Source organism: Chitinophaga sp. 05T412, from assembly GCF_056396465.1.
Window position 1 is genome coordinate 243,770 of sequence record NZ_JBFTLN010000006.1, and the last position, 18,155, is coordinate 261,924.

17 protein-coding genes are annotated in these 18,155 nt (G+C 44.3%); 12 read left to right on the forward strand and 5 right to left on the reverse strand.

What is annotated here, in order from left to right; all coding sequences use genetic code 11:
• Nucleotides 1-25: 25 nt before the first annotated feature.
• On the forward strand, nucleotides 26-1,480 hold the full coding sequence (locus AC1DFM_RS15540) for an amino acid permease (RefSeq protein WP_477077644.1): 1,455 nt from the start codon (nucleotides 26-28) through the stop codon (nucleotides 1,478-1,480).
• On the opposite strand, the gene AC1DFM_RS15545 is transcribed toward AC1DFM_RS15540, so the two are convergent.
• The 3 genes from AC1DFM_RS15545 to mqnC all read right to left on the reverse strand — a co-directional run bounded on the left by AC1DFM_RS15545 (nucleotide 1,477) and on the right by mqnC (nucleotide 4,087).
• A complete protein-coding gene (locus AC1DFM_RS15545; protein WP_477077645.1) occupies nucleotides 1,477-2,019 on the reverse strand; it encodes a GNAT family N-acetyltransferase in 543 nt (180 codons plus the stop codon). The two genes, AC1DFM_RS15540 and AC1DFM_RS15545, sit on opposite strands and share 4 nt — an antisense overlap.
• Before the next feature lie 140 nt (nucleotides 2,020-2,159).
• Entirely contained in the window at nucleotides 2,160-2,783 is a 624-nt protein-coding gene (locus AC1DFM_RS15550) for a hypothetical protein (protein ID WP_477077646.1), read from the reverse strand.
• A gap of 179 nt (nucleotides 2,784-2,962) precedes the next feature.
• Complete coding sequence (mqnC, locus tag AC1DFM_RS15555; protein WP_477077647.1) at nucleotides 2,963-4,087, reverse strand: cyclic dehypoxanthinyl futalosine synthase; 1,125 nt, start codon at nucleotides 4,085-4,087, stop codon at nucleotides 2,963-2,965.
• Nucleotides 4,088-4,249: 162 nt separating this feature from the next.
• Here mqnC and AC1DFM_RS15560 point away from each other — a divergent pair, with 162 nt between their 5' ends.
• The 9 genes from AC1DFM_RS15560 (at nucleotide 4,250) to AC1DFM_RS15600 (ending at nucleotide 11,545) form a co-directional block, all read left to right on the forward strand.
• Complete coding sequence (locus AC1DFM_RS15560; protein ID WP_477077648.1) at nucleotides 4,250-5,455, forward strand: aspartyl protease family protein; 1,206 nt, start codon at nucleotides 4,250-4,252, stop codon at nucleotides 5,453-5,455.
• Between the two features lie 61 nt (nucleotides 5,456-5,516).
• Complete coding sequence (locus AC1DFM_RS15565; protein ID WP_477077649.1) at nucleotides 5,517-6,389, forward strand: aspartyl protease family protein; 873 nt, start codon at nucleotides 5,517-5,519, stop codon at nucleotides 6,387-6,389.
• Nucleotides 6,390-6,544: 155 nt separating this feature from the next.
• The gene (locus AC1DFM_RS15570; RefSeq protein ID WP_477077650.1) at nucleotides 6,545-7,783 is read left to right on the forward strand and encodes a M16 family metallopeptidase; all 1,239 of its coding nucleotides are present in this window, start codon (nucleotides 6,545-6,547) and stop codon (nucleotides 7,781-7,783) included.
• Nucleotides 7,784-7,826: 43 nt separating this feature from the next.
• Nucleotides 7,827-9,107, forward strand: a complete 1,281-nt coding sequence (locus AC1DFM_RS15575) for a M16 family metallopeptidase (protein ID WP_477077651.1) — start codon at nucleotides 7,827-7,829, stop codon at nucleotides 9,105-9,107.
• A gap of 79 nt (nucleotides 9,108-9,186) precedes the next feature.
• Nucleotides 9,187-9,522, forward strand: a complete 336-nt coding sequence (locus tag AC1DFM_RS15580) for a type II toxin-antitoxin system RelE/ParE family toxin (protein ID WP_477077652.1) — start codon at nucleotides 9,187-9,189, stop codon at nucleotides 9,520-9,522.
• Nucleotides 9,523-9,540: 18 nt separating this feature from the next.
• Entirely contained in the window at nucleotides 9,541-9,867 is a 327-nt protein-coding gene (locus tag AC1DFM_RS15585) for a helix-turn-helix domain-containing protein (protein WP_477077653.1), read from the forward strand.
• 10 nt (nucleotides 9,868-9,877) lie between these two features.
• Nucleotides 9,878-10,681: a class I SAM-dependent methyltransferase gene (locus AC1DFM_RS15590; RefSeq protein ID WP_477077654.1), complete on the forward strand. Its 804-nt coding sequence runs from the start codon at nucleotides 9,878-9,880 to the stop codon at nucleotides 10,679-10,681.
• 3 nt (nucleotides 10,682-10,684) lie between these two features.
• Nucleotides 10,685-11,086 (forward strand): lysozyme inhibitor LprI family protein, encoded by a 402-nt coding sequence (locus tag AC1DFM_RS15595; protein ID WP_477077655.1) that lies wholly within the window; start codon nucleotides 10,685-10,687, stop codon nucleotides 11,084-11,086.
• A gap of 57 nt (nucleotides 11,087-11,143) precedes the next feature.
• On the forward strand, nucleotides 11,144-11,545 hold the full coding sequence (locus AC1DFM_RS15600; RefSeq protein ID WP_477077656.1) for a lysozyme inhibitor LprI family protein: 402 nt from the start codon (nucleotides 11,144-11,146) through the stop codon (nucleotides 11,543-11,545).
• A 127-nt stretch (nucleotides 11,546-11,672) separates the two neighbouring features.
• Here the strand turns inward: AC1DFM_RS15600 and AC1DFM_RS15605 are convergent, their stop codons facing one another.
• Entirely contained in the window at nucleotides 11,673-12,812 is a 1,140-nt protein-coding gene (locus AC1DFM_RS15605; protein ID WP_477077657.1) for a formimidoylglutamase, read from the reverse strand.
• A 729-nt stretch (nucleotides 12,813-13,541) separates the two neighbouring features.
• Here AC1DFM_RS15605 and AC1DFM_RS15610 point away from each other — a divergent pair.
• A complete protein-coding gene (locus tag AC1DFM_RS15610) occupies nucleotides 13,542-14,636 on the forward strand; it encodes a glycosyltransferase (protein ID WP_477077658.1) in 1,095 nt (364 codons plus the stop codon).
• A 158-nt stretch (nucleotides 14,637-14,794) separates the two neighbouring features.
• On the opposite strand, the gene AC1DFM_RS15615 is transcribed toward AC1DFM_RS15610, so the two are convergent.
• Nucleotides 14,795-15,124 (reverse strand): arsenate reductase family protein, encoded by a 330-nt coding sequence (locus AC1DFM_RS15615; protein WP_477077659.1) that lies wholly within the window; start codon nucleotides 15,122-15,124, stop codon nucleotides 14,795-14,797.
• A gap of 97 nt (nucleotides 15,125-15,221) precedes the next feature.
• On the opposite strand from AC1DFM_RS15615, the gene polA reads away from it, so the two are divergent.
• Nucleotides 15,222-18,038: a DNA polymerase I gene (polA, locus tag AC1DFM_RS15620; RefSeq protein ID WP_477077660.1), complete on the forward strand. Its 2,817-nt coding sequence runs from the start codon at nucleotides 15,222-15,224 to the stop codon at nucleotides 18,036-18,038.
• Nucleotides 18,039-18,155: the final 117 nt, after the last annotated feature.

Here is an 18,155-nt window from a genome sequence, read left to right on the forward strand (position 1 = left end):
TCCACCAAAACAGTAGGGTATATTAATGAAAGATTATTACAAAAAGCCTTTAGCATGGCTGCTTCAGGAGTCGGCCGAAGAAAGTAAGCACACGCTGAAACGTACGCTAAATGGTTTCCAGCTCTTAATGTTGGGATTAGGTGTTATTATCGGAGCAGGGTTGTTTTCCTTAACAGGCCCCGCTGCCGGTAATAACGCCGGACCAGCCATCACTATTTCCTTTATAGTAGCCGGCGTTGGTTGCGCTTTTGCGGGCCTCTGCTACGCTGAATTTGCCTCCATGATACCAGTGGCAGGTAGCGCGTATACCTACGCCTATACCACCATGGGAGAGCGGCTGGCCTGGATTATTGGATGGGACCTGGTGCTTGAATTTTCCGTAGGCGCCGCCACGGTGGCCATTAGCTGGTCTAACTATCTCATTGCCTTTCTGGCTAAATACAATATCTACATCCCCGCGCAATTTGTGCATTCTCCATTTGAAACGGTTACCCTGGCTAATGGAGTCACCACGCATGGGTATTTTAACCTGCCGGCAGCCCTGATCATCATATTGATGTCGGCCATCCTGATACGCGGCACCAAAGGATCTGCCCTGTGGAACGCCGTCGTGGTATCCCTGAAAGTAGGTGTGGTACTCGTTTTCATCATTCTCGGCTGGAAGTACATACAGCCGGCTAATCTTACCCCTTATATTCCAAAAAATAGAGGCATTTTCGGAGAATATGGCATTTCCGGCATACTGCGGGGTGCAGGCGTCATTTTCTTTGTGTACCTGGGCTTTGATATTGTAAGTACCGCCGCCCAGGAAACCAAAAATCCACGCCGCAACATGCCCATCGGCATCCTGGGCTCATTGGCAGTATGTACCATCCTGTTCATTCTTTTTGCCCATGTTCTTACCGGTCTGGCGCCATACCAGGAGTTCAAAAACAATGCTGCTCCGGTGGCAGTAGCCATTGCACATACGCCGTTTCACTGGCTGGGACAAATGATCATCCTGGCGATTATTGTGGGTTATACTTCTGTGATACTGGTGGATTTATGGGGACAATCACGGGTATTTTACGCGATGTCTAAAGACGGGCTGTTGCCAAAAGTATTTTCGGAGGTACATCCCCGTTACCGCACCCCGTGGAAAAGTAATATGCTCTTTTGTGTATTTGTAAGCTTGTTTGCCGCCCTGGTACCAATAAGGGTAGTAGGAGAGATGACCAGCATCGGCACCCTGCTGGCTTTTGTAATCGTATGCGCGGGGATATGGATCATGCGGCATTCTATGCCGGACGCACCACGTGCCTTCAAAACACCCTGGGTTCCTTTTGTTCCGATAATGGGAATACTTTGCTGCGTCGTGATGATGGCATTCCTTCCGTGGGATACCTGGTTGCGCCTCATTATCTGGATGGTCATTGGCATGCTGATTTACGAGTTTTATGGTAAAAAACACAGCAAGGTGCGGCAATCACAACTGCCTTAACCCTTCCAGTCAGACCGCAGTATCCCCATTACTACCATGTCCACATACTGCCCATGCAGTTTGGCACTATGGCGTAAGGTACCTTCTTTGGCAAATCCCAGCTTAATTGGGATTTGCCCGCTTCGCTCATTCTGCAGCACAAAGCGGATCTCAATCTTATTCAGGTGCAACTTTTTAAATGCAAATGTGATCAGACCTCTGCAAGCGGTGGTAGCAATACCTTTACGCTGAAAGGCTTCTCCTATCCAATAGCCTATTTCCGCCTTCTGTAGTTGATGATCCCAGCCATGCAAATCTATCACGCCACAAAACTGTTGCTGGTACCATATTCCCAGTGCAACGGCTTCCTGTTCTTCCGCTTTGCGGAGCATGAGTTGAATAAAACGCAGGGAGTGTTCTTCGTTGGTATTGTAATCTACCCAGGGCAAAAATTTACGCAGACTTTTCCGCGACTGGTCCAGCTGCTTATACACCTGTGGGGCATCCTGCAATTGCAATTGCCGCAGGTATACGTTTTCATTGACTGTTATTTCGAACATAGCTGGATTTAAAAGGGGCGTTAAACTTACATCGATTTAACGTAAAATCCAACCAGCATTTACTAATTAGCCGCTGGCTCTTAGTATCGCTTACGAGCAACCTAAAAACCAACGGCTAAATCCTGAGCACTGATTCCCGCTTATTGTTTCGCCAATAACTGTTGTTTGGCCATATCTTTCACCACCTGTTGTGCATACAAAACAGCCATTCTTTCTGTAGTTGGCGGATCGAAAGATTGTGACTGCACAGAGTATAACATCTGTCCACTCTTCAGGTCATACAAATTACCTTCCCACTGATATTTAGTGTTGTAGCTATAGTATCCGGGGGCATACATCCTGGAATACCAGGAAGAGTAATAAGGCCAGAATCCATAATAGCCATAAGGCTGATAGTTAGGAACAAAAGTTCTTTCTCTGCCTTTATCGAGCATTACAATGGTCATCACCTGGTTTACGTCACTGCCTTGTAATTGTTTCACAACTTGTTTCTCGGTCAATTTTCCTAATTCCTGAGGGCCATAAGTCTGCAATGCCGATACAGCGTTGTATCCCTTTTTCCTAAGTTCTGCCACTGTATAGTTTTCCATCTGGCTACGTAGTGTACGATCTCTTTGAGGTACCAGTGCCATTACCATTATTTTGTTATCCTTTTGCAGCTGTTGGGCATCATTAGAACGCCAGGAAGACGTTACTTTGGTGCTTGTACAGGCTGCCATGGCGATGATTGCTAATCCTGCCATGAAAAGTCCCAGCTTTTTCATATTCCCTCCTTTAGTTTGATTAGTTTCTATCTGTTAGACGTGGAAAGAGGCTTTTTGTAACACGCACAAGACAGTTTTAACAATTCTTTCTCAGTTGTTAATGATTTGCTAATGAATAGTTTAAAAAGAAAAAAGGCGTCCCGGATGCCGGAACGCCTTTTTCATATAAATGATAGCTTCTAGTAATTGATCACCTGCTCTTCTATAGCAGCAGGAAGCTCCCTGAATTTGTACAGTTGCGTACGGAGCTGTGGTTCGAAACCAGCTTCGCGGATCGCATCCTGCATGGTCCGGTAAGTAAAACGATGCGGAGCACCTGCAGCACTTACCACGTTTTCTTCGATCATGATAGAACCGAAGTCGTTAGCACCGGCATGTAAACACAGTTGTGCTACCTGTTTACCTACCGTAAGCCAGGATGCCTGGATGTTTTTGATATTTGGCAGCATAATGCGACTCATCGCAATCATGCGGATATATTCTTCGGCAGTAGTCATGTTATGCACACCGCGAATCTTTGCCAGCAAGGTATCTACGTCCTGGAATGTCCAGGGTATAAAAGCGGTAAAGCCGTAGTGGCCTTCTGGTTTTTCGCTTTGCACCTGCCGGATGTCTACCAGGTGTTCAAAGCGTTCCAGTACGGTTTCCACGTGGCCAAACATCATCGTTGCAGAAGAAGCAATATTCAGCTTATGTGCGGCACGCATTACGTCCAGCCACTCTTGTGCACCGCATTTACCTTTGGAAATCAAACGACGAACGCGGTCATTCAGAATTTCTGCACCAGCACCGGGCAAGCTATCCATACCCGCTTCCTGTAAGGCGCGGAGTACTTCAATATGTGTACTTTTTTCCAGCTTGGTAATATGTGCTACTTCGGGGGGCCCGAGGGTATGCAATCTTAATTCCGGATATAGTTGTTTCAGTTCTTTGAAGAGATCCACATAGAAGCTGAGTCCCAACTCAGGGTGATGGCCGCCTTGCAGTAACAGCTGATCGCCGCCATACTTCAGCGTTTCCTCAATCTTCTTTTTATACTCTTCAATAGGGGTAATATATGCGTCCTTGTGGCCAGGAATGCGATAGAAGTTACAGAATTTGCAGTTGGCGGTACACACGTTGGTGGTATTCACGTTTCTGTCTATCTGCCAGGTAACCTTACCATGCGGTACCTGTTGTTTTCGTAACTCGTTGGCTATCTCCATCAGTTCCGCCAGCGGTGCGTTTTCAAACATATAAACACCCTCTGCTGCTGTCAGAAATCCGAAATCCTGCGCTTTCTTGTATAAATCCTGAAGTTCCATTTGCTATATTTCTAACCGGGAATAAACTTTAGCAAAGGTAGTATTTAGGTAAATAACCGCCCGTAATAAATATATTTTATACGAACACTTTTTAATGTTAAATTTAGAATTATATACATCCCTGCATCTCCCAGTATGCTTAGACCAATTCTGTTACACGTTATGCTGCTTCTGGCAGCCATTGCCGGTACATCAACCAACACCTTCGCCGGTATCGCCACACCCTGCTCTGATAGCACCCGCGAATCTACGCTGATCACCGGTTTCCACTTCAGACAATACTACGGAGGCGTAGTGATAGTACAGGCACTGGTAGGCGATTATCCTGATACCCTGCAATTTATTCTCGACACCGGCAGCGCAGGTATTTCGCTCGACACCGCCACCTGCATCCGGTTAGGCATTAAAATGGAACCTTCCGACCGGATCATCAAAGGCCTGGGAAGCTCCAAACCAGTTTCATTTGCCCGCAACCATGCACTCAGATTACCCGGCCTGACCGTAGATAGTCTCGATTTCCATATCAATGATTATGAATTAATTAGCCAGGTATACGGGATTCAGGTAGATGGGATTATGGGATTTAGCCTCCTGAGCAGGTACATTGTAACCGTAGACTATGATACTGAAGAGATTATCATTTATTCCAAAGGGAAGTTTACTTATCCCAAAGGCGGACAACTGCTAAAACCCTCACTCACGCAAATTCCGCTGATATCAGCTCCGCTGAAAACCAGCCTAAGAACCATTACTAACCGCTATTACTTTGATACCGGCGCCGGCATGTGCCTGTTGCTCTCATCACAATTTGTGAACGACAGCAGCATATTGCAGGGCAGAAGACGTCGCACCAAAAAAATGATTCAAACGGAAGCCCAGGGGCTGGGAGGGAAGATGAGCATGTCACTCACAACCGTGAATGAATTCCGTATCGGCAACTATAACTTCCGGAATGTACCTACTTACATTTTTGATGACAAAACTAACGTTACCGCCTATCCTTTTTTAGGAGGGATGATCGGTAACGACTTGCTGCGACGCTTCAACATCACCCTCAACTACGGCAAGAAGGAAATATACATGATACCTAATTCGCATTACCGCGATATGTTCGACTATTCTTATACCGGCTTAATCATTTACCTGATCAATGGCAGGGTAGAAGTTACGGATATCATCAAAGGCTCACCAGCAGAAAAAGCCGGATTCAAAAAAGGCGATATCATCATGGCCATCAACAATAACCTCGGCCCAAACCTGCAGCTGTTCAGGGAATTACTAAAGAATATCGGCACCAAAGCTGTTTGCCTGGTCAGCCGGGATAAAGACCTGCTCATTAAAAAGTTGCCAATAAAAAGCATACTTTGACGTTATTTGTGTCATGTGGCGTTTTTTATGGATAGTAACCGTGATTTCTTGTAATAGCCTTATGTATGCCCATGCACAGCGTAAAAGCACTACATCGGCAGATGCAGGCGAAAATAAGAAACCGGTAGCAGTGATCCCTTTTCAATTGGTGGACAAACATGTGATTATTCCTGTACTGGTTTCCGGCAGTACAGATACCCTTCATTTTATTTTCGATACCGGGGCAGAAGTAACCGTGTTACACATAAATACGGCTGCCCGGCTACATCTCAAAAGCGGCGCCAATGCTTATATGAGCGGTATCAATAACGCTATGGCACAAACGTCGGTGACCACCCTCAATGTGTTGTACCTGGGTAACCAACGCCTCCCTTATGTAAAAGCTTACCTGGAAAACCTGGACGACCTCGGCCCCGTAGATGGCATTATAGGCGTGGCATTGATGAAAACATTTATCGTAAAAATTGATTACCGCCAGCAACAACTCATACTGTATAAAGCAGGGAAAACCCCTACAGGCAATGCCGGACGCTTACTGCATTTCCAGCTGAACTATACTACGCCGGTAATTGATGCTTCCATACAGCTACCCAATGGAACCCGGCTGCCAGGCAATTACCATATCACCACTGGTGGCGACTATGGCATTCTTTTCAACTGGCCTTATGTGGATAAAAATAAACTCAACACCCTGCTTCCTACCATCAATACAGACCGGGTTCAGGACATGCTGAAAGTGTTATACTATATCAATAGTTCGGTTCCCTCACTGGAAATGGGCGGCCGCAGCTTAAAAAATGTACCTATCAGCTATAGCAAAGACATCGACGATCTGGGCGTATTCACGGAAATGGCCGGCTCCATTGGCTATGACGTGTGGAAAGACTTTACGCTCACCATCAATTACGACCGCAAAGAACTATATCTCGAATAAGCCCTGGCCCGTTAACTGCCCATTTTCAGGTCGATACAGCGGATAATTACCGGGAGTATTCCCAATTTTTTGCTAAAAGCTAAATGCTAAACGCCAAAAGCTGTCAAAAGCTACCCGTAATTCCCTATTTTTACCATATTGACCAACAAAAAGATATGATCCATTATAATAAGTTTACGCTGGCGAACGGACTAAGAGTAATTGTTCATGAAGACCACACCACGCCTATGGCGGTCTTAAATGTACTGTATGATATAGGCGCCAGGGATGAAAACCCTGCACAAACGGGATTTGCCCACCTCTTCGAACACCTGATGTTTGGTGGTTCCATCAACATTCCATCGTACGATGAACCTCTGCAAATGGCTGGTGGCGAGAATAACGCCTATACTACCAGCGATCTGACCAACTACTACATACAGCTACCGGCAGAAAATATTGAAACAGCCTTCTGGTTGGAAAGCGATCGCATGCTCTCACTGGCCTTCGACGAAAAAAGCCTGGATGTTCAACGCAAAGTAGTGTCCGAAGAATTTAAGGAACACTATATCAATAAGCCTTACGGCGATGTTTGGCATAAAATGCGTGAGCTGTCTTACAGCACCCACCCTTATCGTTGGATGACCATTGGTAAAGAGTTATCGCATATTGAAAATGCAAAGCTGGAAGATGTAAAAGCATTTTTCTTTAAATACTACCGACCTGTAAATGCCATCCTGACTGTTGCAGGTAATGTAACGCCGGAACAAGTAAAAGCCCTTGCCGAGAAATGGTTTGGCGACATTCCATCCGGCGAGAAATATCAACGCAACCTGCCAGTAGAACCACCACAAACAGCTGCACACAAACTGGAAGTAAAAGCCAATGTGCCACTGGATGCGTTGTACAAATGCTATCATATGTACTCCCGCACAGACAAGCGTTACTACGCAGCTGATCTTATTTCAGATATCCTGGGTGGAGGTAGTTCTTCCCGCTTACACCAGGTATTGGTAAAAGAAAAGAAACTATTCAGCAATATTGAGTGTTATCATTTCGGAAGCCTGGATGCCGGATTACTGACCATTGAAGGTAAGCTGGTGAAAGGTATAAAAATGAAAGACGCTGAAAAAGCCATTCAGCTGGAGCTGGAAAAACTACAAAATGAAGTGATCTCAGAACGGGAGCTGCAAAAAGTTAAAAACCGCGTAGAAAGCCTCCTCGCTTTTGAAGATATGAGTTTACTGAGCCGCGCCAACAACCTGGCATTTTATGAATTGCTCGGCGATGCTGCGCTGATGAACCACGAATTTGAAAATTACGAAGTGGTTACAGCGGCTGAATTACATGAAGAAGCAAAACTGCTTTTTGATGAGAAAAATTCAAATACTATTTACTATCACGCTGCAAACTAAATCTGTGGCTTGTTTACAGCCCATTACCGTTTAAACACGACCCATGAACAGAACGATAGCCCCTCCCATTAAAGATGCGGTGGAATTTGATATAAAACTGAAACCATATGAACAGTTCAAACTGGACAATGGTATTCCCGTATATGTGATGAAGTCCGATGAGCAGGAAACACTGCAACTGGAGCTGGTATTTCCAGCCGGTAGCTGGTATGAAAGTGAGAGCCTGGAAGCCGCGGCGACCAACTTTCTCATGAAAAATGGTACCAGCAAACATACTGCTCAGGAAATAAACGAAAATATCGATTACCATGGCGCTTACCTTAACCGTGGTGCTTTCCATGAAAATGCGACGTATACCCTGCACTGCCTGACGAAACATGCGGAAGTATTGTTGCCCATACTGCAGGAAGTAATCCTTGATCCTATATTTCCAGAGGAAGAGCTGAGTCTTTACAAACAAAACCAGAAGCAAAAACTGGCAGTAAATCTGTTGAAATGCGACTTTGTTGCCAACCGCTTTATTGACAAATACCTGTTTGGCGATTTCCACCCATATGGCCGCGTAAGCACCATGATGGCGTATGATGCGCTGCAAACAGAAGGCCTGAAAGCCTTCTACAAGAAACATTATACTTACAACAACTGCAAAATATTTGTGGCCGGTAACATGCCTGCCAACATGATTGCCTTGCTGAATAAATTCTTCGGCAGTACACCCTGGAACGGAGAAGCCAGCCTGATAAAGCTGGATCTTCCAATTCAGCCTGCAGAAGAAAAAAAATTCAGGATCTTCAATGATGAAAATGGCGTTCAGGGCGCTGTGCGGATAGCCCGCCATTTCCCTAACCGCTATCATCCTGACTTCCCCAAGATGCTTGTATTAAACACCATTTTTGGTGGTTACTTCGGTTCCCGTTTAATGAGTAATATCCGGGAAGAAAAAGGTTATACGTATGGCATCTATTCTCAGCTTTACAACTTTCGTCAAACCAGCGCACTGAATATTCAAACAGAAGCGGGGCGGGATGTTTGTGAGGCGACCATTGCGGAAATCTACAAAGAGTTGACACGCTTGCAGGAAGAGCCGGTACCACAGGAAGAACTGGATCTGGTCCGCAACTATATGATCGGATCTATTCTGGGCGACCTCGATGGTGCATTCCAGCTTATTCAACGCTGGAAAAACCTGATCCTGAATGACCTCGATGAAAATTACTTCTACAATAATATTCAAACCATCAAGACGATTACCGCAGAGGAGTTACAACACCTAGCTAAACAATATTTTACGCCTGGTGATTTTTATGAATTGGTGGTAATTTAGAAAATATCTAAAAAGAAAGTGTTTGAGAAAGTTTCCATTTATGGAAACTTTCTTTATTTTTGGGTAAACCATATCATTCATGTTTGACCCCAGATTTAAAGTCATCTTACTAGATGATGCACTAACCTTTTTAACAAGCATCCATGAAGATGCAAGAGAAAAAATTCTCTACAATATTGATAAAGTTATTATAAAGAACGACCCTGAGATCTTTAAGAAACTGAGAGATGATATATGGGAAATACGAACGCTTTACATGGGCCTCCAATATCGGATGCTAGCCTTCTGGGATAAAAGAAAACCGAATACCACTTTGGTAATTGCCTCCCATGGTTTTATAAAAAAACAACATAAAGTGCCTGCAAAAGAAATAGACAAAGCAATTAAACTAAGAACCCTATTTTTTGAAAATTAACGCAAAATCACAACGCAAATGAAAAAGAAACCATTAAACACCCATACTTTCGAAGARGTAAAAGACCAATTTCTTGGCCCTGTTGGTAGCCCCAAAAGAGATAAGTATGAATTCGATCTACAAATGGACCTACTCGGCGATATCATCAAAAAAGCCAGGGAAACCCAACACCTCACACAAGAACAATTAGGCAGCCTGGTTGGAGTACAGAAAGCACAAATATCAAAGTTAGAAAACAACACCACCAGTGCGCGTCTCGACACCATCCTAAAAGTATTMAACGCCCTGAAAGCAAAAGTAACTTTCAAGGTACAAATGGAAAATGAAGAGTATCTTTTCATATAAATCAAGCCTTATGGACATTTCCGCAGACTATCTGTCAACGAATAAAGAACTCTGGAATAAACGTACAGGCGTTCACGTTACATCCGACTTTTACGATGTTCCCGGCTTCATGAATGGCCATACTTCCTTAAAAGAAATAGAGCTGAACCTGCTGGGAGATGTAAGTGGGCAGGATATCCTGCACCTGCAATGCCACTTTGGGCAGGATAGCTTGTCGCTGGCCAGAATGGGAGCAAACGTTACAGGTGTGGACCTTTCAGATGCGGCCATCCACCAGGCCAACGAACTCACAAAGCAATTACAACTGGAAAACAGCGCCCGTTTTGTTTGCTGTGACCTCTACAGCGCCCCGGCTCATTTAACGGGCTCATTTGACCGCATATTCACTTCTTACGGCACTATTGGCTGGCTTCCTGACCTGGATAAATGGGCGGCGGTTATTCATCACTTCCTGAAGCCTGGAGGTGATTTTATTATGGCAGATTTTCATCCCGTACTGTGGATGCTGGATGATCAGTTTCAAAAAATTGCCTACGACTACTTCAATACAGAAACGATCATAGAAGAAACGGAGGGTACTTATACAGACCGTAGCAGCAATATTCAAAATAAGTCGTATTCCTGGAACCATCCGCTGAGTGAAATCATCACGGCATTGCTTGGGCAGGGCCTGCAGCTACAGGTATTTCAGGAGTTCAATTATTCTCCCTATAATTGTTTTCCCAACACCGTAGAGCGGGAGGGACGTTTCTACATCCGGGGATTGGAAGAAAAATTACCCATGGTATATGCATTTAAATTCTTCAAACCGTAACATATGAAATCACTATTAATTTTCCTGCTATTGATGACTGGAGGCTTCGCTGCTTTCTCACAATCCCAGGCGGAACTGAATAGACAAGCGGCACAGGAATATAAAGACGCAGATAAAAAGCTGAATGAAATTTATCAGCTTATTTTGAAAGATTATGCTGCCAACAAGACGTTTACCCAAAACCTGAAAGACGCGCAACGTCTGTGGATACAGTTCCGGGACGCACAGGTTAAAGCCATGTTCCCGGCCGCCACCAAAAGCTATGGAACCGTGTTTCCTATGTGCAAAGCCAATTACCTCGCGGAGCTTACTCACCAGCGAACTGATGCACTCAGGGTCTGGCTCAACGGATTACCACAAGGCGATGTATGCACCGGCTCCATTGGCGATAAAGAGGATCACTAATAATCTTACTATTTTATATAATATAAATTTCGTATGTTTGCTGTTCACCCAGTACCTATGCGAAACCCAATCCTATTCCTATTGGTTTTCCTGTGCACAGAAGCGTATTCGCAAACCCGGCAATCAGCACTGGACACACTTGAAAACCGCTACCAGCAATGCCTTGGCAATAGCCATAGTATGTATAATTGTGCAGTTACCTATTACAAACAACTGGATAGCCTGCTAAATCATACCCTTCAGAATCTCTATTCCAATCTGGCTCCCGGCCGGCAACAACAGTTACAAGCCGAACAAGGAGCATGGGAAGAGAAAAAAGAAGAATATTTTAAGAAGATAGATGAGCGCGTAGAAAAGATGCATAAACGCACCATGGAAGGCCTCGACGATGAAATGATTTCTACAGATAACAAAGCCGCTTTTCTAAAAGCACGCATAAAAACACTGCTTACTATATAGAGCCAAAAGCAAAAAGCGCAAAGCAAAAAGCTATTGTCGCGAATGATGAAAGCGCGTGGTTAAATAATCCGCTCTGATCATTCGCGACAATAGCTTTTTGCTTTGCGCTTTTTGCTTTTAGCTTCACTTATAGTCTTTCCTGATGCCTCAACCATCTCTCCGGCATTTCATTGTTGCTGGCCATGAGATAGTCGTTATAAGCACAGGGAACAAATTCTCTGTCAGGTAATTGCATCCACCAGCGACCCGTTTTTTTACTTTTCAGAAACACGGTTTCTATATCGGAGAAGGCTATATGAAATTCCCAGAAAGCGTCTCTGTCTTCCAACAGCGCTTCCTTATTTTTCACTGCGCGTCCATCCATAAAGTACCAGAGCATTTGGGCAATTTGCCGCGCAGTCAGCTGTTCTTTATCTTTTTCCGGACGATATCCGTAAATGCCGAAAGAGGAAAGGCGACTGCTCATACCAGCGTATCGGGCCAGGGAGCAGGCTTCTTCACCACTGAATCCATTAGGAGAAAGCTGATTAGCTGGCGCATCTGTATGCCGGATGATGTTAATATCCAGACTGAATAAATCGGAGTGCCGCAACACTGGTTCGGCCTCCTCCATATTCTCCCTGATACGTCCCAAACGGTAGCAATCGAAGCGTAGTTTATCCAGCGTTTCTAACATGCGCGGATGTACGAAATAACTTTGAAAGCCGAGGTGATTATAATGCCGGAGATAATTGGGTTGCTCCGTTAGAATATCCATTAAAAACCGCTCGCTGCGAACATTGGAATCTTCCTTCAGATCAATCAGGGCATCGGCTACAGTAGCCTCAATAATTAATTGCTGGGACGCGTAGGCTTTATATTGTGGATAAGTAAGATCATGTGATCCGCCTAAAATAATGACGGTTTTATTAGCGGCCAAAAGCTCTGCCAATACGGTTTTCATAGCAGCATATGCATCGGCCAGAAAGGCGCCTGATTGCAGGTTACCCACATCAGCCAACTTAATACTGCCGTGCCAGTTATATAATCGGTAAAATTCACGGCGTATGGCGTCAGGTCCTCCGGTAGCTGTTTTGCCGGAAGAACTTCCCCTTTCTTCTCCTACACCTAATAAAATGATATCGGCTTCATCTATATCTGGCTGGTGATTGTCTTCATACGCATCTATCACACCGCCAACCTGGAATGGGTCATATTCCTGATCATCGTTGAGAAAAGCCTTAGAAACAGGATATAGAAAATCCTGCAGGTGTGAAAAATCTGCCATCAGTAAATTAGATTTAATTGATGGCGAACTTACAACAAGAATTTAAAAAAGCAAGTCGGATAGATAAGACTGTGGGTCAAAACTATTACAACGGGAATTTTGTAGAGGTAAGGCTACTAGTTCTTGTGAATAATAAACTCGAAAGGCTTATGTGACTTACGTGAAATTGCTTTTTCCAGCACCGATCGTTTGCTGGTAATCCTGCTCTTGTTACAATCCATAACTTCCATAACAGCACAGAGATAATCCATCGTCTCAATCAACGAAAGCATTTCGCTGATTTGTCTAACCGCAGACTGTATCTGCTGCTCCGTGTACCTATCTTCATGTAGCAAGATTAGTAAATCTCTATCTACAGGTTTCATGAATAAAAAATTTGACTGTTCCCCGAAATATTGTTTGGCCAGGTATCAAGGATAATCTCAAAAGATAAGGTAAAATTGTTTATTGTCAGTCGTTGCTAAAGTCTTCGTTAGTTGTCAAACAGATCGCTATMAGTGCATTCTTTTTTTATTCATGGTAGGACATCCGCAATCGTTTTTCTTAAAAACTTTACACCCCTCCATTGCTAAACTTCCACAAAGAAAAATGATCACCATCCATTTTATACTTTTCATACTGCAGTTTAATATACTTAGCTGTGATTAAAATCCGGTCTAAAAGAGTTTACCTTTTCTTAACAATCCTCTTTTGTAATTTAAGCTAAATTCGTAAAAAATATTAAATTATTTGTCCACAATCCGAACCGACCGAAAAATTCTTGTAGTTCCCCTTGATTGGGGCCTTGGCCACGCCACCCGAGATATTCCCTTGATCCATGAAATGCTAAACGCAGGTTGTCAGGTATTTATTGCTGCAGAAGGCAAGCATGCTGCCCTGCTACAACAGGAATTTCCGCTGCTGACCGTACTTCCGCTGCCGGGTTATCGCATTCAATACGCGCAAAAAGGACAGTTTTTTGGGCTGAAAATTATTCAGCAAATTCCAAAAATTTACCGGGCTATACAGTATGAGCAACGCTGGCTAAAAAAGGTAGTCGCTGAGTATCAAATAAATGCAGTGATTTCTGATAATCGCTTCGGCTTGTATCATAAAAATATACCCACTGTTTTTATTACACACCAACTGCTGATAAAAACACCTTTCGGTAGATGGATAGAGCGAACGCTGCAAAAAATAAATTATCGTTTTATTAACAAATACAGCGCTTGCTGGATTCCGGATTTTGCGGGCGACAATCACCTTTCCGGTGAACTGGCACACCCGGCCCAATTACCGCCTCATACTACCTACATTGGCTGCCTGAGCCGCTTTGAGCCACGCAACAATGTGGAAAAGAAGTATGATCTGCTGGTATTGATTTCCGGACCGGAGCCGCAACGCTCTAACCTGGAAAAAATGGTCCTGGACCARATTAAGTCCCTGCAAATCACAGCATTGATTGTAAGTGGCAAACCAGGTACTCCCCAACATGAAGAGGTATCCCCCGGCGTTACACAGGTAAACCACCTGAATGCAAGTGAATTGAATGAAGCCATGTTGGCGTCTGATATGGTACTAAGCCGCTCTGGTTATACCACCCTAATGGACCTCGCGAAACTGAATAAAAAAGCGATTCTTATTCCTACTCCCGGACAATCGGAACAGGTATACCTCGGTGAATACCTGATGGAAAAAGGATATTTCTATTCGCTCCCGCAGGAACAATTCAATCTGAAAACAGCACTGGAAGCTGCATCCCGCTTCCCATTCCGGTCTTTTCATCACGACCAGGACATGTTCCAGTATAAAAAAGTAGTACAGGAATTTGTACAATCCCTTTAAGTAATACGAAAAGAGGCTGCCTGTAATTAAAACAGACAGCCTCCCGTTAGTGGCATAAGGATGATATCATTATTCATTCTTTTGGCGGCAACGCAAATTCAAAATTCGCTAAACCCGCTGCAGTAGCAACACTGCCGGAAAAAACAATGATCTTCTTCCTAAATATTTTTTACTTCCGCTCCAATAAAAATTTTATCTCCCACAATCGCTACCGGACGTTTCAAAAAAGAATATTCCTGCAAAATCAGATCGCGGTAGTCTGATTCTTTTAAATCTTTCTCATGCAAGCCCATAGGACGGTATTGCTGGGATCTGCGGCTGAACAGCGACTCATAACTACCGGACAAAGCATGCATTTCGTCTATTTGTGCCGGCGTAATTTTGTCCTTCTTGATATCCTGTAAAACAAACCCACGGGCTTTTGCATCCGTTTCTTCCAATATTTTTTTGCAGGTACTGCAGGTCGACAAATAATAAATTTTATTCATTCCTTTCTTTTTTTTCTGTGCTAAAGTTACACCCTCACCGTATATTGTGGTACTATCTTAATTTTGCGGATTAAAATTAAATCTTGTAGGTTTAGCGATGGAAAAGAAATTATTTTTACTGGACGCCATGGCGCTGATATACAGGGCTTATTACGCCCTTATCAGAAATCCCCGCATCACCAGCGCGGGTCGAAATACCAATGCGCAGTTTGGATTTACCACTACTTTACTGGATCTCATCAATAAAGAAAAACCTACTCATATGGCCGTTGCGTTCGACACGCACGCGCCTACAGAGCGGCATACTACTTACACTGATTATAAAGCCAACCGGCAGGACGCTCCGGAAGATCTGCTGGATGCATTGCCTGATATTAAGCGCATCATTGAAGGCTTTAATATCCCGGTAGTGGAGCTGGATGGCTATGAAGCGGATGACGTGATTGGTACCCTGGCCTGGCAGGCCGCCGATGCCGGATACACGGTGTATATGGTGACCCCGGATAAGGATTACGGACAACTGGTGAGAGATAATGTGTTTATCTACAAACCGCCGTACATGGGCAATAAAGAGGAAATCATGGGCCCGAAAGAGATTTGCGATAAATGGCAGATCCAAAATGTTCACCAGGTAATTGATATCCTTGGCCTGATGGGAGATGCCGTGGATAACATTCCCGGTATTGCCGGTATTGGCGAGAAAACAGCCATGAAACTGCTGGCCCAGTATCACTCTCTGGAAAATGTCCTCGAAAATGCGGATACCATTGGTGGTAAAATGGGCGAGAAAATCAAAGCCGGTCGCGAAGATGCTATCCTGTCGAAAGAACTGGCCACCATCATCACCGATGTGCCAGTCTCCTTTCACGAAGAAGATTTCTGCATTACAGACTGTGATAAAGAAAAGCTGACCAGCATCTTTACTGAACTGGAATTTAAGACCCTTGGTAAAAGGATTTTGGGAGATGGATTTGGCGGCAGTACTGCTGTTGAAGCCAAACCAAAGGTCGTGCAAACGGACCTGTTTGGAACCGCTATTATAACGGAAGAAATTACCGTCACCACCGAAGTGATTGAATCCGGTAACATCCTGATGGCGGATAAAAATATCCACAACACGCCCCATCAGTACGAGGTAATAGATACCCCCGAAAAAAGAGCGGCTTTGCTGCAAGAATTATTACAGCAAAAGGAAGTGTCTTTTGATACGGAAACGACTGGTACCGATGCCAACGAAGCCGATATTGTGGGTATGAGTTTCGCCTTTAAAAAAGGGGAAGCTTATTATATTCCTTTACCAGCCGACCATACCGCCGCTCGCGCCATTATTCATGAATTTATCCCCTTGTTTCAGCATAAAAGCATTGTGTTGATAGGACAGAATGTGAAGTATGATATGCTGATCATAAAATGGTACGGCGTAGATATTACCGCCACTGTATTTGACACCATGTTGGCGCATTACCTGATTGAGCCGGAAGGCCGCCGGAGCATGGATGTACTAAGCGCGCAATACCTGGGCTACGAGCCGGTTTCCATAGAAACACTCATTGGCAAAAAAGGGAAAGGCCAAGGCAATATGCGGGATGTGGAAATAGAAAAGATTAAAGAATATGCTGCGGAAGATGCCGATGTTACACTCCAGCTAAAAGACAAATTTTTGCCCATGCTGCCTGAAAAAGCGGTGGACAAAGTATTTTACGATATAGAAAATCCGTTGGTACCGGTACTCACTGATATGGAGTACGAAGGTATTGCCCTCGATACCCTGGCACTGGCCGACTATTCGAAAGAGCTGGAAACAGAAATAAAACGGGCAGAAGAAAGTGTTTACCAACAGGCAGGCGTGCGTTTCAAACTGGCATCTCCCAAACAGCTGGGAGAAGTGCTATTTGAAAAATTACAGCTGGACCCTAAAGCCAAGAAAACACGTACCGGGCAATACGCTACCGGCGAAGACGTGCTACAGAAGCTGTCCAACAAACATAAAATTGTAGAGGATATCCTCATTTTCAGAGAGCTGAGTAAACTGAAATCTACCTACGTAGATTCGTTACCGTTATTGCTTAACAAGCGGACCAACCGGGTACACACTTCCTATAATCAGGCAGTGGCGGTTACCGGCCGTTTAAGCTCCAACAACCCCAACCTGCAAAACATTCCTATTCGTACAGACAGGGGCCGTGAAATTCGCAAGGCTTTTATTCCCCGCAATGAAGAATATGTGTTGCTGTCTGCCGATTATTCGCAGATAGAGCTGCGTATTATTGCAGCCATCAGTGGAGATAAGGAGATGTCTGCTGCTTTCCAGAATGGCATAGATATTCACACTGCTACGGCAGCGAAAGTGTACAATGTAGCGCTGGATGCGGTGACGTCTGATATGCGTCGTAATGCGAAAAGCGTGAACTTCGGTATCATTTACGGCGTAAGTGCTTTTGGCTTATCAGAAAACCTGGGGATTCCACGTGCGGAGGCGAAAACACTGATCGATAACTATTTCGCGCAGTATCCGTCTATTAAGCAATACATGGAAGACCAGGTGAAATATGCGCAGGAAAACGGCTATGTACAAACGTTATTAGGCAGAAAAAGATGGTTGAAAGACATCAATTCATCCAACGCGGTGGTACGTGGTTTTGCAGAGCGGAACGCCATTAACATGCCTATTCAGGGTACAGCGGCCGACATGATTAAGCTGGCCATGATATCCATTCACAAGACCTTTAAAGAGCGGAACTTCAAGTCCCGTATGCTGTTGCAGGTACATGATGAATTGGTTTTTGATGCCCATCGTTCAGAATTAGAGATTATTAAACCCCTTATATTAGATCTTATGCGCAATGCCCTGCCACTATCAGTTCCCGTAGAAGCGGAATTAGGTACTGGTAATAACTGGCTGGAGGCGCACTAATACAGCATTTAGCCACTAGCTTTTAGTTTTTAGCAAATACAGCGAAGATTATCCACTGTATTTGCTAAAAACTAAAAGCTAGTGGCTAAATTATTGCTAATGACTAATGGTAAGTGC